Origin of the sequence: Pseudomonas sp. B6002 (genome assembly GCF_013385985.1) — a bacterium.
Classification (GTDB): Bacteria; Pseudomonadota; Gammaproteobacteria; order Pseudomonadales; family Pseudomonadaceae; genus Aquipseudomonas.
Genome location: NZ_JACAOY010000010.1, coordinates 62,196 through 78,176 on the forward strand (window position 1 = coordinate 62,196; position 15,981 = coordinate 78,176).

Annotated in this window: 14 protein-coding genes; 6 read left to right on the plus strand and 8 right to left on the minus strand. The window is 60.1% G+C overall.

Going from position 1 to position 15,981, the window contains the following annotated elements; translation table 11 throughout:
* Positions 1–44 precede the first annotated feature (44 nt).
* The 5 genes from pqqA (at position 45) to pqqE (ending at position 3,261) form a co-directional block, all read left to right on the plus strand.
* Entirely contained in the window at positions 45–119 is a 75-nt protein-coding gene (gene pqqA / locus HX792_RS13810) for a pyrroloquinoline quinone precursor peptide PqqA (RefSeq protein WP_003194766.1), read from the plus strand.
* A 71-nt stretch (positions 120–190) separates the two neighbouring features.
* Positions 191–1,102 (plus strand): pyrroloquinoline quinone biosynthesis protein PqqB, encoded by a 912-nt coding sequence (gene pqqB, locus HX792_RS13815; protein ID WP_176996625.1) that lies wholly within the window; start codon positions 191–193, stop codon positions 1,100–1,102.
* Between the two features lie 11 nt (positions 1,103–1,113).
* The gene (gene pqqC / locus HX792_RS13820) at positions 1,114–1,866 is read left to right on the plus strand and encodes a pyrroloquinoline-quinone synthase PqqC (RefSeq protein ID WP_176996626.1); all 753 of its coding nucleotides are present in this window, start codon (positions 1,114–1,116) and stop codon (positions 1,864–1,866) included.
* The gene (gene pqqD / locus HX792_RS13825) at positions 1,863–2,138 is read left to right on the plus strand and encodes a pyrroloquinoline quinone biosynthesis peptide chaperone PqqD (protein WP_176996627.1); all 276 of its coding nucleotides are present in this window, start codon (positions 1,863–1,865) and stop codon (positions 2,136–2,138) included. Before pqqC ends, pqqD begins: the two co-directional genes overlap by 4 nt.
* Positions 2,131–3,261: a pyrroloquinoline quinone biosynthesis protein PqqE gene (pqqE, locus tag HX792_RS13830; RefSeq protein WP_218172673.1), complete on the plus strand. Its 1,131-nt coding sequence runs from the start codon at positions 2,131–2,133 to the stop codon at positions 3,259–3,261. Before pqqD ends, pqqE begins: the two co-directional genes overlap by 8 nt.
* A 5-nt stretch (positions 3,262–3,266) precedes the next feature.
* On the opposite strand, the gene HX792_RS13835 is transcribed toward pqqE, so the two are convergent.
* Together HX792_RS13835 and HX792_RS13840 are read right to left on the minus strand one after the other, a co-directional pair.
* On the minus strand, positions 3,267–3,425 hold the full coding sequence (locus HX792_RS13835; RefSeq protein ID WP_007904205.1) for a YqaE/Pmp3 family membrane protein: 159 nt from the start codon (positions 3,423–3,425) through the stop codon (positions 3,267–3,269).
* A 183-nt stretch (positions 3,426–3,608) separates the two neighbouring features.
* Complete coding sequence (locus HX792_RS13840) at positions 3,609–4,871, minus strand: aspartate aminotransferase family protein (protein ID WP_176996629.1); 1,263 nt, start codon at positions 4,869–4,871, stop codon at positions 3,609–3,611.
* Positions 4,872–5,080: 209 nt separating this feature from the next.
* Between HX792_RS13840 and HX792_RS13845 the strand changes: the two genes are divergently transcribed.
* Positions 5,081–5,980, plus strand: a complete 900-nt coding sequence (locus HX792_RS13845; RefSeq protein WP_176996630.1) for a LysR family transcriptional regulator — start codon at positions 5,081–5,083, stop codon at positions 5,978–5,980.
* Positions 5,981–6,207: 227 nt separating this feature from the next.
* Here HX792_RS13845 and HX792_RS13850 read toward each other — a convergent pair whose 3' ends face one another.
* From HX792_RS13850 to HX792_RS13875, 6 genes are all read right to left on the minus strand, one after another.
* Positions 6,208–7,986 carry an acyl-CoA dehydrogenase C-terminal domain-containing protein gene (locus tag HX792_RS13850; RefSeq protein ID WP_176996631.1) on the minus strand — a complete coding sequence of 593 codons (1,779 nt, stop codon included), beginning with the start codon at positions 7,984–7,986 and terminating at the stop codon, positions 6,208–6,210.
* A 248-nt stretch (positions 7,987–8,234) separates the two neighbouring features.
* Positions 8,235–10,007, minus strand: a complete 1,773-nt coding sequence (locus HX792_RS13855) for an acyl-CoA dehydrogenase C-terminal domain-containing protein (RefSeq protein WP_176996632.1) — start codon at positions 10,005–10,007, stop codon at positions 8,235–8,237.
* Positions 10,008–10,097: 90 nt separating this feature from the next.
* A complete protein-coding gene (locus HX792_RS13860) occupies positions 10,098–11,387 on the minus strand; it encodes a diguanylate cyclase (protein ID WP_176996633.1) in 1,290 nt (429 codons plus the stop codon).
* A 164-nt stretch (positions 11,388–11,551) separates the two neighbouring features.
* Positions 11,552–12,277 carry an ATPase gene (locus tag HX792_RS13865; RefSeq protein ID WP_176996634.1) on the minus strand — a complete coding sequence of 242 codons (726 nt, stop codon included), beginning with the start codon at positions 12,275–12,277 and terminating at the stop codon, positions 11,552–11,554.
* Positions 12,278–12,297: 20 nt separating this feature from the next.
* Positions 12,298–13,893, minus strand: a complete 1,596-nt coding sequence (locus tag HX792_RS13870; protein ID WP_176996635.1) for a hypothetical protein — start codon at positions 13,891–13,893, stop codon at positions 12,298–12,300.
* Positions 13,894–14,121: 228 nt separating this feature from the next.
* On the minus strand, positions 14,122–15,927 hold the full coding sequence (locus tag HX792_RS13875; protein WP_176996636.1) for a phenylacyl-CoA dehydrogenase: 1,806 nt from the start codon (positions 15,925–15,927) through the stop codon (positions 14,122–14,124).
* Between the last annotated feature and the right edge of the window lie 54 nt (positions 15,928–15,981).

Sequence of the window (15,981 nt, forward strand, 5' to 3'; positions counted from 1 at the left end):
ATTACTTAGTAGTGAACGTCCCATCCCTTGGTAGGAGTATGAATATGACCTGGTCCAAACCTGCTTACACTGATCTGCGCATCGGTTTCGAAGTCACCATGTACTTCGCCAGCCGTTAATCCGCTGGGTAATACAACGCCTCGGTTCGCCCGGGGCGTTTTTGTTTTGAGCTTTGCTTGATGGAGTTGCCATGTTTGTCCAGATTCTAGGTTCCGCCGCCGGCGGTGGTTTCCCGCAGTGGAACTGCAACTGCGCCAACTGCGCGGGTTTTCGCGACGGCAGCCTGCGGGCCCAGGCACGCACGCAGTCGTCCATCGCGATCTCCGACGACGGCGTGAACTGGGTCCTGTGCAACGCCTCACCGGATATCCGCGCGCAACTCCAGGGTTTTGCCCCGATGCAACCCGGCCGCGCCCTGCGTGACACCGGCATCAGTGCGATCATCCTGATGGACAGCCAGATCGACCACACCACCGGCCTGCTCAGCCTGCGCGAAGGCTGCCCGCACCAAGTGTGGTGTACCGACATGGTCCATGAAGACCTCAGCACCGGCTTTCCGCTGTTCACCATGCTCACCCACTGGAACGGCGGCCTGGCCTGGAACCGCATCGAGCTGGACACGAGCTTCACCGTTCCGGCCTGCCCCAACCTGCGCTTTACCCCGTTACCGCTGCGCAGCGCCGCGCCGCCCTATTCGCCGCACCGCTTCGACCCTCACCCAGGGGACAACATCGGCCTGATCGTCGAAGACCTGCGCACCGGCGGCAAACTGTTCTACGCCCCGGGCCTGGGCAAGGTCGACGCCCCGTTGCTGGAGATCATGGCCGCCAGCGATTGCCTGCTGGTGGACGGCACGATGTGGGACGACGATGAAATGCAGCGCCGTGGTGTCGGCACCCGCACCGGCCGCGAGATGGGCCACCTCGCCCAGAACGGCCCTGGCGGCATGCTGGAAGTGCTGGAGCAATTGCCCGAGCAGCGCAAAGTGCTTATCCACATCAACAACACCAACCCGATCCTCGACGAAGATTCCCCCGAGCGCGCGGAGCTGGTGCGGCGCAATGTCGAAGTGGCTTACGACGGCATGAGCATTGAATTGTAGGAGCGACCGAAATGACTGACACGCCGTTGACCACCACTGAATTCGAAGCCGCCCTGCGCGCCAAGGGCGCCTTCTACCATATCCATCACCCCTACCATGTGGCGATGTACGAAGGCCGCGCCACCCGTGAGCAGATCCAGGGCTGGGTCGCCAATCGCTTCTACTACCAGGTGAACATCCCGCTGAAAGACGCCGCGATCCTGGCCAATTGCCCGGACCGTGAGATCCGTCGCGAGTGGATCCAGCGCCTGCTCGACCACGACGGCGCGCCAGGTGAAGACGGCGGCATCGAAGCCTGGCTGCGCCTGGGCCAGGCCGTGGGTCTCGACCCGGATCAATTGCGCTCCCAGGAGCTGGTATTGCCCGGCGTGCGGTTTGCGGTGGATGCCTATGTCAACTTCGCCCGACGCGCCAGTTGGCAGGAAGCGGCCAGCAGCTCGCTGACCGAGCTGTTTGCGCCGCAGATCCACCAGTCGCGCCTCGACAGCTGGCCGCAGCATTACCCGTGGATCGACCCGGCTGGCTACGAGTACTTCCGCACTCGCCTGGGCCAGGCCCGTCGCGATGTTGAGCACGGCCTGGCAATCACGCTGCAGCACTACACCACCCGTGAAGGCCAGGAGCGCATGCTGGAAATCCTGCAGTTCAAACTGGACATTTTGTGGAGCATGCTCGATGCCATGAGCATGGCCTATGAACTCAAGCGCCCGCCGTATCACAGCGTGACCGACGCGCGGGTGTGGCATAAAGGGATCACTCTATGAGCTTTGATCGCAGCAAGACACCCGCGTGGCGCCCTGGCTATCGCTTCCAGTACGAACCGGCGCAAAAAGGCCATGTGCTGCTCTACCCCGAGGGCATGATCAAGCTCAACGACAGTGCCGCATTGATCGGTGGCTTGATCGATGGCGAGCGCGATGTGGCCGCAATTATCGCCGAGCTGGATCAGCAGTTCCCCAGCGTGCCTGAACTCGGTGAAGACATCGAGCAATTCATGGAGGTCGCCCGTGCTGAGCACTGGATCACCCTTGCCTGAAAAACCGGCCATCGGCCTACCGCTGTGGTTGCTCGCCGAGCTGACCTACCGCTGTCCGTTGCAGTGCCCGTATTGCTCCAACCCGCTGGATTTTGCCGAGCAGGGCAAGGAGCTCAGCACCGAACAGTGGATCAAGGTGTTTCGTGAGGCGCGGGAAATGGGCGCGGCGCAGCTGGGGTTCTCTGGCGGCGAACCGCTGGTGCGCCAGGACCTTGCCGAGTTGATCGGCGAGGCGCGCAAACTGGGGTTCTACACCAACCTGATCACCTCCGGCATCGGCCTGACCGAACAGAAGATCAGCGACTTCAAGAAAGCCGGCCTGGACCATATCCAGATCAGCTTCCAGGCCAGCGACGAACAGGTAAACAACCTGCTGGCCGGCTCTAAAAAAGCCTTCGCACAGAAGCTGGAAATGGCCCGCGCAGTGAAAGCCCACGGCTACCCGATGGTGCTGAACTTCGTGACCCACCGGCACAACATCGACAAGATCGACCGCATCATCGAGCTGTGCATCGCCCTGGAGGCGGACTTTGTCGAGCTCGCCACCTGCCAGTTCTATGGCTGGGCCCAGCTCAATCGAGTGGGGCTGTTGCCGACCCAGGAACAGTTGGTGCGCGCCGAACGCATCACCAACGAATACCGGGCCAAGCTGGAAGCCGAAGGCCACCCGTGCAAGCTGATTTTCGTGACGCCGGACTACTACGAAGAGCGCCCGAAAGCCTGCATGAATGGCTGGGGTAGCATCTTTCTGACAGTCACACCGGATGGCACTGCCTTGCCGTGCCATGGTGCCCGACAGATGCCGGTGCAATTTCCCAATGTGCGCGACCACAGCATGCAGCACATCTGGTACGACTCGTTCGGTTTCAACCGCTTTCGCGGCTATGACTGGATGCCCGAGCCATGCCGCTCATGCGATGAAAAGGAAAAGGACTTCGGCGGCTGCCGTTGCCAGGCGTTCATGCTCACGGGGGACGCAAGCAATGCTGACCCGGTGTGCAGCAAGTCCGATCAGCACGGCATCATCCTTCAAGCGCGAGAAGACGCCGAGCACGCCACCCAGACCATCGAGCAACTGGCCTTTCGCAATGAACGCAACTCCCGGCTCATCGCAAAAGGCTGACGGCCTCAGCGTTTGGCGATGATGTACACCGCGTGCACGATGCCCGGGATGTAGCCGCACAGGGTCAGCAGGATGTTCAGCCAGAACGCGCCGGCGAAGCCCACTTGCAGGAACACACCCAGTGGCGGCAACAGAATGGCGATGATGATTCGAATGAAATCCATCGGGTCAGCTCCAAAAAATCGGCTCGTGTGAGCCGTTAAGCTAATCGACCTTGGCGGTGTGTGAGGGTTCAGTGAAATCTGGCGTTGGGCCATCTATGTCCGCCCAGACAAAAAAACGCCCCCAGCCAAAAGAATCAGGCCGGAGGCGCCGCGTATACCGCGAGACGGTTCAGGAAATCAGGTTTAAACAGCAATACCCTTGCGGCATTGCAGTTGTGCGGTGCGCACGCGGGAGAAGGCGCGGGCAAGGCGCAGGAGCATTTCGTCGATGTTGCTTTTGCTCACCGTCAGCGCCGGGGTGAAACGCAGGCAGTTGGGTTGCGAGGCATTGAGGATCAGGCCTTCATGCAGTGCGGCTTTTACCACTGCATCCGCAGAATCATCCGATAAGGTCAGGCCCCACATCAGGCCATGACCGCGCAATTGGCCGTGGTCATAGCGATAGGCCAGGCGGGCCAGCCCTTCGCCCAAGTGAAGGCCGGACTCGCGCACGTGTTCAAGAAAGCCGTGTTCCAACACGGCATCAAGTACCGCCACACCCGCCGAGGCCATCAGTGCATTGCCATGATGGGTGCCTTCCAATTCGCCCACCTCGAAACAGCAGGCTTTGCCACGTGCCAGCAGGGCTGCCAGTGGAACGCCGCCGCCCAAGCCTTTGCCGAGCGTGACAATGTCGGCACGCACACCGTACTGCTGCTCGGCGAGCAGCGTGCCGCAGCGCCCAATGCCAGTTTGCACTTCGTCGAGGATCAGCAGGATCCCCAGTTCCCGGCACAGTCGCTCAACGCCCTTGAGGTAGTGTTCGGTCGCGGGAATCACGCCGGCTTCACCCTGGATAGGTTCAAGCAGGATGGCAACGGTATGCGCATCAACGGCTGCATGCAGGGCCGGCAAGTCATTGAAGGGCACGTGGCTGAACCCCGGCAACTGCGGCTCAAAGCGGTTGTGCGGGCCGCCCGCCGACGCTGACAGCGCCGCAAAGCTGCGCCCATGGTTGCCGGCACTGGCGCTGATGATTCGGTAGGCGCCGTTGCGATGCAACTGGCCCCACTTGCGCGCCAGTTTGATCGCGGCTTCAACGGCCTCGGAGCCACTGTTAAGCAGGCAGGCCTGGTCGCTGCCCGTGCGGTGGCAGAGGCGTTCAGTGAGGTTGAGTTGGGCGCGATTGTGCAGGCCGTTGCCCGGATTGATCAGTGACTGAGTCTGATCCGCCAGGGCCTTGATCAAGGATTGCGGGCTGTGGCCGAGGCTATTGGCGCCGTTGCCCTGGCTGAAATCCAGGTAGGCACGCTCGTCACTGTCCCACAGCCACGAGCCCTGGCCGCGTACGAAGATTTGAGGTGGGCGTGCCACGGTGGGCATCAGAGATTCACTGGATGGATTTTTGCTGGAGGCCTCCAGAACCAAATCGTCCAGGCTCGGCGTGGAACGACGGAACAGATTCATAGCTCACCTGTAATAGCAACGGGACCTTGGTCGATGCGCCCCACTACTGCGGCCTTGAGGTTTATTGCCTTGCCTATGTAAACATCATCAACATAAACGCTGTTCATTGCCCGATCCGGCCCTGTAAGCCCTGCGAATAGGCGCTAGACTAGGCGCCCAAGGGGCCGTCGGCCATTTCGATTTTCCAGCTTTTTCGATAAGTAAGTCTTATGGATTTCAAGCAACTGCGTTATTTCGTCGCGGTGTATGAAGAAGGCCACGTGGGCCGCGCTGCCGAGCGCCTTTCCATCTCGCAGCCAGCCCTGTCGCAACAGATTCGCCAGTTGGAACAGAACCTCGATGTGAGCCTGTTCGAGCGCAGCAGCAAACGGCTGTTGCCCACCCTCGCCGCACATACCTTGTATAACCATGCCCTGCCGCTGATCGACGGCATGCAACAAGCCGTCGAAGCCCTGCGCAACTTCAAGGGCCAGGCGATGCGCACATTGGCCATCGGCGTGCTGCAAACCGTGCACACCAGCCTGGTGCCGCAAATGCTGGAACGCGTGCGCAAGGCCCAGCCGCATCTGGTCGTACAGATCTATGAATTGACGGGGCTGGAGATTGAACGGCGTTTGCTCAACGGCTCGCTGGATATCGGCATCAGCTATTTGCCGCCGCGCCAGCCAGGGCTGCATGGCGTGCTGCTGTACGAGGATGAGTTGAAGGTGGTCATCCCAGAAGACCATCCCCTGCGGGAATTCAAGAAGGTCTCGTTGAAACAGGCGGCCGAATTGCCGATGTTGTTGCTGGGGGAAGAGTTTCAGGTTCGGCAGATCTGGCAAGGCCAACTGTCCAACCTCGGGCGACGCCCGCAAGTGCAGGCAGAACTCAACACCATGGTGGGGATTCTCGACAGCCTGCCCCATACCCAGCTTGCCACGGTGTTGCCGGGGCGTTCACAGGATGAGCACAACAGCCAGTTGCTGCTGTGGAAGCCGTTGAGTGAACCGAGGGTGCCACTGAAAGTGGGCTTGGTGTGCCGCGACGTGCAGCGCCAGCAAGCGACGGTGGCGTTGTTGCGCACCTTGCTGGAAGACGTGATGAATGCCCCGCAGGCGCCTGCCTGAACTTTTTCGCGGGCAAAAGAAAACCCCGCCGAAGCGGGGCTTTGCAGACTGTTTCCCTGACATCCATTTCACTCCGCCGTCCTGGCAGAATCCTACGTGTCCGTGTTGTTGCTTTGCGCTTCCTGCGCGACGTCCATGTGAAGTAGATTATCGATGGATCCAATTTGGCGATAGAGGACGAATAGCAGCACGTCATGTAAGAGAATGCTTACACGCCCTCCCAACCCTTAGAACAATGCTTCATCCAGCAAGAACAGTGATTCACTGCCAGCTTTTACCGACGCACTCAGCGAGTGAATCCGCGGCAGCAGGCGCGCAAAGTAGAACCGCGCAGTGCCCAGCTTGCTGGCGTAGAAGTCTTCCTCAGCCTGTTTGCCCCACGCGGCCTTGGCCATGCGCGCCCACATGTAGGCGTACGCCATGTAGCCAAAGGCGTGCAGGTATTCCACCGAAGCCGCCCCGATTTCATTCGGGTTGGTCTTGGCGCGATCCAGCACCCACGCGGTCAACTCATCGAGGTTATCCACCGCCGCGCTGAGCGGACGGGTGAACTCACCCAGCTCCGCCCCTGCGGTAGCGATGAACTGGCGAATCTCGTCAGCGAACAACGCATAGAACGCCCCGCCGCTGCCGACGATCTTGCGCCCCATCAAGTCCAGCGCCTGAATGCCGTTGGTGCCTTCGTAGATCTGGGTGATACGCACATCACGCACCAGCTGCTCCTGGCCCCATTCGCGAATGTAACCGTGGCCACCGAATACCTGCTGGCCCATCACGGTGGTTTCCAGGCCAAGGTCGCTGAGGAACGCCTTGGCAACCGGCGTCAGCAACGCCACCAGATTGTCAGCTCGCTCGCGGGCGGCGGCATCGTCACTGAACTTGGCGATATCCAGCTGCGTCGCCACGTAGGTCGAGAACGCACGACCGCCTTCGTTCGCCGCTTTCATGGTCAGCAGCATGCGACGCACGTCGGGGTGCACGATGATCGGGTCGGCAACCTTGTCTTTGGCCTGGGCGCCCAGCGGGGAGCGGCTCTGCAGACGGTCACGCGCGTACTCGATGGCGTTCTGGTACGAACGCTCACCGGACGCCAGGCCCTGGATACCCACGCCCAGACGCTCGTAGTTCATCATGGTGAACATCGCCGCCAAGCCACGGTTAGGCTCGCCCACCAGGTAACCCACGGCGCCGTCGAAGTTCATCACGCAAGTGGCGGACGCCTGGATACCCATCTTGTGTTCAATGGAGCCACAGCTCACCAGGTTGCGCGCGCCCAGGCTGCCGTCGGCATTGACCATGAACTTCGGCACCAGGAACAACGAAATGCCCTTGGGCCCAGCCGGTGCGTCCGGCAGCTTGGCCAGCACCAGGTGGATGATGTTTTCGGTGAGGTCGTGCTCGCCACCGGTGATAAAGATCTTGGTGCCGCTGATGGTGTAGGAGCCGTCCGCCTGAGGCTCAGCCTTGGTGCGGATAATCCCCAGGTCGGTACCGGCATGGGCTTCGGTCAAGCACATGGAACCGGCCCACTCGCCGGAGTACATCTTCGGCAGGTACGTGGCCTTAAGCTCTTCACTGGCGTGGGTGTTGATCGATACGCAGGCGCCGGACGTCAGCATCGGGTACAGCCCGAATGCCAGGCTCGACGAGTTGATCATCTCTTCAACCTGGGCCGACACCGCCTTGGGCATGCCCATGCCGCCGAACACAGGGTCACCGCCGACACCGACCCAACCGCCTTCGGCGTAGGTTTTATAGGCCTGTGGATAACCCTCCGGAGTGAAGACCGCCGTGTCTTCCCAACGGCAGCCTTGTTCATCGCCAGCGCGGCTGATGGGGGCGATGGATTTGGCCGTGACCTTGCCGGCTTCTTCGAGGATGGCTTCAACCGTTTCGGCGTCGACGGTGTCTGCCAATGCCGGCAATTGGGCCCAAGTCTTGGCGACCTCAAAGACTTCGTTGAGGACGAAGCGCATATCACGCAGCGGCGCTTTGTAATCAGCCATGGCAAACCTCGTGAGAACGTGAAAAGTAATTCGGTAAGAGTCGGTTTTACAGGGTCTGAGTGTACCCGAACAACTTTTCAGACACATAGGGTCCCTTTGTGACCATTGAGTATTTCAAAGTCACGCACCCTATAAATTTGAACATTTTCATCAACTGACACCCCGCTATCGCCGGCAAGCCGGCTCCAACGGGGCGCGTGAGGCCCACGATTCTGTAGGAGCCGGCTTGCCGGCGATAGCGTCAGTAGCTACAGCGAGAATGCCGCCGCAGGCAGACTCATCAAGCACTCACTCCCCGCCTCTACCGCAGCACGATGCGTGGCGGTGCGCGGCAGCAGCCGTTTGAAGTAGAAATCACAGGTGGCCAGCTTGGCCTTGGCAAAGTCGCCAGCATCGGCCTGCGCCTGGGCGGCAATCGCCATGCGCAACCACAGGTAGGCCAGGATGATGTAACCGCTGTACATCAAGTAATCCACCGCCGCTGCGCCCACTTCATCGGGGCTCTTCATGGCGGCCATGCCGACTTGGGTGGTCAGTTCGCCCCATTCCCCGTTCAACTGATTGAGCTGCGCCACATACCCCTTGAGCAGCGGATGCTCGGTATTCGCCAAGCAGAACTTATGCACAATCTTGGTAAACCCGCGCAGCAACTTGCCCTGGCTACCCAGCACCTTGCGCCCCAGCAGGTCGAGGGCCTGGATGCCGTTGGTGCCCTCATAGATGGGTGCGATACGCGCATCGCGTGCCAACTGCTCCATGCCCCATTCGCGGATGTAACCGTGGCCGCCGAAGATCTGCATGCCGTGGTTGGTCACTTCCAGGCCGGTATCCGTCATAAAGGCCTTGCAGATCGGCGTGAGAAACGCCAGCAAGTCCTCGGCCTCCTGACGCTGGCCGGCGTCAGGGCTCAGATGCGCGGTGTCGAGCAACTGCGCGGTGAAATAGGTCAGCGCCCGGTTGCCTTCGTTGAAGGCCTTCATGGTCAGCAACATGCGGCGCACGTCGGGGTGCACGATGATCGGGTCAGCCGCTTTATCGGGGGCCTTGGCGCCGGTCAGCGAGCGCATTTGCAGGCGGTCGTTGGCGTACTGGATGGCGCCCTGGAAACTCGCCTCACCGTTGCACAGCCCCTGCATGCCGGTACCCAGGCGGGCGTGGTTCATCATGGTGAACATGCAGTTGAGGCCCTTGTTCGGCTCGCCGATCAAAAAGCCCTTGGCCCCGTCGAAATTCAGCACACAGGTGGCCGAGCCCTTGATACCCATCTTGTGCTCGATGGAGCCGCAGTGCACCGCATTGCGCTCACCGGAATCGGCATGGAACTTGGGCACGATAAACAGCGAGATGCCCTTGGTACCCGCCGGCGCATCCGGCAGCTTGGCCAGCACCAGGTGGATGATGTTGGCACTCATGTCGTGCTCGCCGGCCGAGATGAAAATCTTGCTGCCGGTGACCGCATAACTGCCGTCCGCCTGGGGCACGGCGCGGGTCTTGATCAGGCCCAGGTCGGTGCCGCAATGGGCTTCGGTGAGGCACATGGTGCCGGTCCACTCCCCGGCAGTCAGTTTGGTCAAGAAGGTGTCTTTTTGCTCGGCCGTGCCATGGGCATGAATCGCCGACATCGCGCCGTGGGTCAGCCCCGGGTACATGCCCCAGGAGGTGTTGCTGGAGCCGATCATCTCGCTCAGTACCAAACCCAGCGATTGCGGCAAGCCTTGGCCACCATAGGCCGGGTCGGCCGCCACGCCATGCCAGCCGCCTTCCACGTAATGGGCGAAGGCTTCCTTGAACCCCTTGGGCGTGGTGACCACGCCATTGTCGAAATGGCAGCCCTCTTCATCACCGCTGCGGTTGAGCGGTGCGAGGACGTTCTCACAGAATTTCGCGCCTTCTTCGAGGATCGCGCTGACCATGTCCGGGCTGGCGTCGATGGCGCCCAGGGCCGCGTAGTGGCCGTGGAAATCAAACACGTGGTCGATCAGAAAGCGCATGTCGCGCAGGGGAGCTTTGTACTCAGGCATGGCAATGTCTCCGGCAGCAGATGGTTTCAACCTACTGCCGGCCATCGCCCCAAACAATGACTGTAGCGCTGCTGAATACAGCGCCATCACTCAACCGGCAGCACCTTCCGTGCGCACCGCGCCGCGCCGGGTTTGCCCAGAGGCGACCACGCAGTTACGCCCGGCGCCCTTGGCCGCGTACAGCGCCTGGTCGGCGGATTTGAGCACTTCTTCAGGGGTGCGCTGCTCGGCCTGGCGTTCGGCCACACCGATGCTGATGGTCACCGAGACACTCGATGCGCCGCTGCCTGCACGGCGCTGCCGGCCCTGGTGATCGTCCTGCGGGCGGTCCGAGTTGCGCAGCTTGATGTCGTAGTCGGCGATGATCTCGCGGATTTCCTCCAGATGCGGCATGCACTCATCCAGGGTCTTGCCGGCAAACACCACGGCAAACTCTTCCCCGCCATACCGGTACGCGCGCCCGCCGCCGTTGACCTTGGACAGCTTGCTGGCCACCAGGCGCAGCACCTGGTCGCCCACGTCGTGGCCATGGGTGTCGTTGAAGCGCTTGAAGTGGTCGACGTCGCTCATCGCCAGCACATAGTTGCGCCCCAGGCGTTGCATGCGCTCGTTGAGTGCACGACGCCCCGGCAGGCCGGTCAGCTCGTCGCGGAAGGCCATTTGGTAGGCCTCGTGGGCCACGCCGGCTGCAATCATCAGCATCACCTGGCTGCACATGATGTTCAGGGTGAACGGCAGGATGAAGGTTTGCGGCAACATCCAGAACATCCCCAGCAACCCGACCATTTGCGCCGCGTGCAACGGGCGTGGCTGGTACCAGTACTGCGCCGCCAGGGTCAGGAAGCCGATCAGGAACATCGGGTACGACAGCTGGATCAGGCTCATCCAACTCCCATGCAGCGCCGGCCAGCGGATCTCCGCCAACCAGGCCAGCAGCGCCTGTGGGTAACTTTGCTCCAGCGCCAACGCCACGCTGCCGACGGCAAACAGCACCGCACAGCGAGCGACAAAGTCGCGGAACAGGTGGGTCTTCTCTTGCCACAGCGCGTAGATGCTGAACAACAGCGGCAACAGCAGGCAACACAGGTGGAACACCACCGCTGCGTCTTCGCGCACGCGGCCGTTGTCGCGGTAGAAGTCGGTCTGGGTGTCGAGCAGGAAGTAGGCGATGTACACCGTGATCATCAGGAACAGTTCACGCTGGCGCCGATACACCGCGCAGTACGAACCGCCGAGCAACAGCACCAGGGTCGGCAGCACGTTGAACAGCGAGGTGAAGAAGACGTTGAGGTCCTTGACGTACGCAGCCGAGAGCCCGGCCAGCAACAGCAGTAACGAAGGTAGGAAATGACTGAAACGTACAGCGGACACGCGTGACAAGGGTAAAACTCCGACCCGCAAAAAATGATGGCACTGTGCCTTTATGCCGACAGTTAAGCACAACCTGGCACGCATGTATCACATTGCCATCACTGTAACGGCAGCCGGAGGCAATCCCTGAGCGCTGTACTGTGGTTTTTTTAATGACTCATACAAGTGCGATCTCAAGAACGGGCGCCATACACCTTGGTAACAGCCTCGATGTCTTTTTCACTGAGCAGACCTTTGTTGTTCCACTCCTTATTGCAGTAATTCATGATCGATTCAGGATCGAACTTTGTGATGCTCAGGTCTGGAAAATCGCCACTGTGCTTTGCCTTGCACCAGGCAGGAGCATCTTTGCGATTCTGCTCATGTGCAAATGCCAGCGCGTGTCCGAACTCGTGGACGGCGGTGGCACGTACACAGAATTCGTTCTGATCCTTGCAATAGGGCCACGCAGAAAAGTCCATTTGCAATCGCATACCCTTGGGCACGCCATCGAGATGCTGCCCCAACGACACGGTACTCGACTCAGAGGCATCAACTTCAATGCGGATGCCTCGGGCGTTCTTTTCGCAAGCCCCCCAACCTACAAATGAGACCATGCCATACTGCGCCCAGGTCTTGGCCACGGAATCACGAACCGCCTGACGCATCACAGGATCCGAATCGGCCAGGTTCTCCCAGCACACCTCGATCGGTTTGTCGCCACTTGGCGTCCAGCCGGGCCTGTGCCAGACGCCGGATGACAACACCGCACCAAACGGATAGACAGAAAAAGTCTGCTGGCCCGAAGTGACACTCGACAGGGGCGTCCCCACACCCTTTAGCCCATACGTTTCCCCGCCGAAAGAAAGTGGAATCCCGCCTAGAAAGACCATCAGGCACGCGGCGACCGCGCATTGCATGAACGTGCCGCACGCCCTATTCATGGCGAAACCGGCTCAGAAAGAACAGCTTGTGCATCACGCACCTTGCGTTGCGCCTCCAACAACGCAAGTTGGGCATTCAGACGCGCGGTTTCGGTTTCCATATCGGCGGTCGAAGCTGTCTGGCTGGTTTGCGCATTCAAGGCGTTAATCTTCTTGACCTTCTCCAGACGAGAGATCTCCGTATCCAGTTCATCAAGGACGGCCTTTTTTCTGGACTCATCTTCAGCTTTCGCGTCGGCGGCTTGCTTATCACGATAGGCCTGCCTTGCATCACGGTAAGAGGTCACTTCCCCGAGGCCCGAGGAAACAGTTTCACTCAACGCAAGGCCACGCGCGGCCTTCTCGTCATAATTGAGCATTGCGATGCTACCGTTCTCACGAAAGGCAACCTTGAGGACGTTGTTCTGGAAGGCCCCGTTGCGGTAGGGCAATACTCGCAAAGCGCCCAACTGCGGAACGGCCACAGGAGCACTGACAATGACACCCGATGCCCCAGTAATATTGCCAGTGGATGCTATAAGGTCACATTCCTCGTCGGCCGCCGTCTCACAGATCAGCATTCTTCCGGCAACGGGGCTGCGGTAGATCACCCCTTGCGCATCAGCGGCTTTCACCTTACGCCGAGTACATTCCTTATCCGTATCAGCATCGCAAGTGGCGGGAACCGCCTGTGCAACGACAGGAACCAGTCGGCCACGCAGGCTTAGCGTCGCCTCCCACTTGTTGTTTGTATAACCGCCCGGCAACTGCTCGAAAAGCTTCGCAAGCTTTGCCTTGTTCACTGCATTCGGTGACGCGTTCAGTACTCGTTCCACGGATGTTTGAGGCCAGACCACACGCTCACTGACTGACACCCGAGCAACCAGCGCGTCAGACTCCTTGGCGAGGTTCGCGACTGTTTGCGCCTGCGCCTCCACCGCCTTCTGGTTTTTCTCCAATGAGTTCTTCATCTTTTTGGTCAGCGCTCCCATACCTGCGGCGCGCTCCAGTCGACTGACCTCATCATTCAGGCCAACCAACTTCGATGTTTCCAAACTCAGGGCTTTGGTGGTCTTGGTAATAAGCGCCAGTAACGCGACGGTTGCGGCAGAACATGCGGTCCCGATGGGCTTACCACCTGGAGGAGCCTGGGAAAGGTTAGTACCGAGCGGAACACCGTTCACAAGGCTCAACAGGCTAATACCGCTTTTCACCACGTTGCCTGCAATGCCCTTCGTCTGATCCACGGTTTCTGCGTTGATACTCTTGATGACGCCACTGTCGTAAGTTTGGATTTCGAAAGCCGAGGTCTTGCTCCATCCAGACATGGCCTCGTAGTCCAGAGCGAACTTTTCTCCAGTCACATACGTAGGCTGCAGCTCTACCTTAGTCAGAAAGCGGATCAGCGGCTCTGCGCGATCGTCCCGACACTGCACGAGCGTACGACTGACCTGCATATCGAACTGCAACATGGGCAGGCCATAATCCGCACCGACTTCAAGTCCCGAGGCCGGAACGTAACGCCCAGTGCGCTCTTGAAGCGTCTGAAGATGAGTGGTGCAACCCACCAGTGCAAGCGCGGTTGCCAGGGCGACAATCTTCCTGAAAGGCATCGGCATGTCCTCGATTGTGCAAGCGCCGATCTACCTCAACGCACTAGGCGCAAAGATGGCCACCCGCTAAGGGTAGTGATAACTATGGATAGAGCTTTCATCACTGTAGCCAATGGATTCAATAATGCAGCCTCGCTGAATACTTTTTTCACTGTGTTTGGTAATCCAATAAAAAAGCCGCCACTCCCATATAAGGAGCGGCGGCTCTTGAAGTAAAACGGGTAAGGCTTAGTAAGCCAGGCCGAAGTCTTCTTCTTTCATGTCCATCAGGTTGTTGGCGCCCGACAGCATGGTGGCCACGTGGGTACGGGTACGTGGCAGGATGCGCTGGAAGTAGAAGCGCGCGGTCTGCAGCTTGGCGGTGTAGAACGCTTCTTCGGTGGTGCCGGCAGCCAGTTTCTCGGCCGCCAGGCGCGCCATGTCGGCCCAGAAGTACGCCAGGCACGCGTAGCCGGAGTACATCAGGTAGTCCACCGAGGCAGCACCCACTTCTTCACGGTCTTTCATCGCGGCCATGCCGACCTTCATGGTCAACTCGCCCCACTCTTTGTTCAGAGCCGCCAGCGGTGCAACGAACTCTTTGACGGCTTCGTTGCCTTCGTTGGCCTGGCAGAACTTGTGCACGATCTTGGTGAAGCCCTTGAGCGCTTCGCCTTGGGTCATCAGCACTTTACGGCCCAGCAGGTCGAGAGCCTGGATGCCGGTGGTGCCTTCGTACAGCATGGAAATGCGGCTGTCGCGAACGTTCTGCTCCATGCCCCACTCGGCGATGAAGCCGTGGCCACCGTAGATCTGCACGCCGTGGTTGGCCGACTCGAAGCCGACTTCGGTCATGAACGCCTTAGCGATCGGGGTCATGAAGGCCAGCAGGCCGTCGGCCTGTTTCTTGGCTTCGTCGTCAGTGCCGTATTTGACGATGTCCACTTGCTTGGCGGTGAAGTACACCATCGCACGGTTGCCTTCGGCGAAGGCTTTCATGGTCAGCAGCATGCGGCGCACGTCAGGGTGCACGATGATTGGGTCAGCGGCTTTATCCGGCGCTTTCGGGCCCGTCAGGGAGCGCATTTGCAGGCGATCGCGCGCATATTTCAGGCCGCCCTGGAAGCCGATTTCGGCGTGGGACAGGCCTTGCAGCGCGGTGCCCAGGCGAGCGGTGTTCATAAAGGTGAACATGCAGTTCAGGCCTTTGTTCGCCGGGCCGATCAGGAAACCGGTGGCCGCGTCGAAGTTCATCACACAGGTGGCGTTGCCGTGGATGCCCATCTTGTGTTCCAGCGAGCCACAGCTCACGGCGTTGCGCGCGCCAATCGAACCGTCGGCGTTCGGCAGGAACTTCGGCACGATGAACAGCGAGATGCCTTTGGTGCCAGCCGGTGCGTCCGGCAGGCGGGCCAGCACGATGTGGACGATGTTGTCGGCCATGTCGTGTTCACCGGCCGAGATGAAGATCTTGGTACCGGAGACTTTGTAGGAACCGTCGGCCTGAGGCTCGGCCTTGGTGCGCAGCATGCCCAGGTCGGTGCCGCAGTGTGGCTCGGTCAGGCACATGGTGCCGGTCCATTCACCCGACACCAGTTTGGTCAGGTAAGCCTCTTGCTGCTCAGGGGTACCGTGCTCGGAGATGGTGTTCATCGCACCGTGGGACAGGCCCGGGTACATGCCCCACGACCAGTTGGCGGCGCCCACCATTTCGCTCACGGCCAGGCCCAGGGATTCCGGCAGGCCTTGGCCGCCGTGCTCCACGTCGTGGGCCAGGCTTGGCCAGCCACCTTCGACGAATTGTTTGTAGGCTTCTTTGAAACCAGTAGGGGTCTTAACGCCTGACTCACTCCAGGTGCACCCTTCGATGTCACCCACGCGGTTCAACGGGGCCAGCACTTGCTCACAAAACTTGGCGCCTTCTTCAAGGATGGCGTCAACCATGTCCGGGGTAGCGTCCTGGCAAGCCGGCAGGCTCTGATAGTGCGCTTCATAGCCAAGCAGTTCGTCACGAACGAAGCGAATATCACGCAAGGGGGCCTTGTAGTCAGGCATAGCGATAAACCTCTGCTGATGAATCTGGAATGAACAACCGCGTGGATTTGTTAT

Bases quoted from the DNA above. Each gene is read 5' to 3' on its own strand.
- HX792_RS13855 (WP_176996632.1), bottom strand. From the start codon at position 10,007: ATGCCTGAGTACAAAGCTCCCCTGCGCGACATGCGCTTTCTGATCGAC.
- pqqC (WP_176996626.1), top strand. From the start codon at position 1,114: ATGACTGACACGCCGTTGACCACCACTGAATTCGAAGCCGCCCTGCGC.
- HX792_RS13870 (WP_176996635.1), bottom strand. From the start codon at position 13,893: ATGCCTTTCAGGAAGATTGTCGCCCTGGCAACCGCGCTTGCACTGGTG.
- HX792_RS13865 (WP_176996634.1), bottom strand. From the start codon at position 12,277: ATGCAATGCGCGGTCGCCGCGTGCCTGATGGTCTTTCTAGGCGGGATT.
- HX792_RS13840 (WP_176996629.1), bottom strand. From the start codon at position 4,871: ATGAATCTGTTCCGTCGTTCCACGCCGAGCCTGGACGATTTGGTTCTG.
- pqqB (WP_176996625.1), top strand. From the start codon at position 191: ATGTTTGTCCAGATTCTAGGTTCCGCCGCCGGCGGTGGTTTCCCGCAG.
- HX792_RS13835 (WP_007904205.1), bottom strand. From the start codon at position 3,425: ATGGATTTCATTCGAATCATCATCGCCATTCTGTTGCCGCCACTGGGT.
- HX792_RS13850 (WP_176996631.1), bottom strand. From the start codon at position 7,986: ATGGCTGATTACAAAGCGCCGCTGCGTGATATGCGCTTCGTCCTCAAC.
- pqqD (WP_176996627.1), top strand. From the start codon at position 1,863: ATGAGCTTTGATCGCAGCAAGACACCCGCGTGGCGCCCTGGCTATCGC.
- HX792_RS13875 (WP_176996636.1), bottom strand. From the start codon at position 15,927: ATGCCTGACTACAAGGCCCCCTTGCGTGATATTCGCTTCGTTCGTGAC.
- HX792_RS13845 (WP_176996630.1), top strand. From the start codon at position 5,081: ATGGATTTCAAGCAACTGCGTTATTTCGTCGCGGTGTATGAAGAAGGC.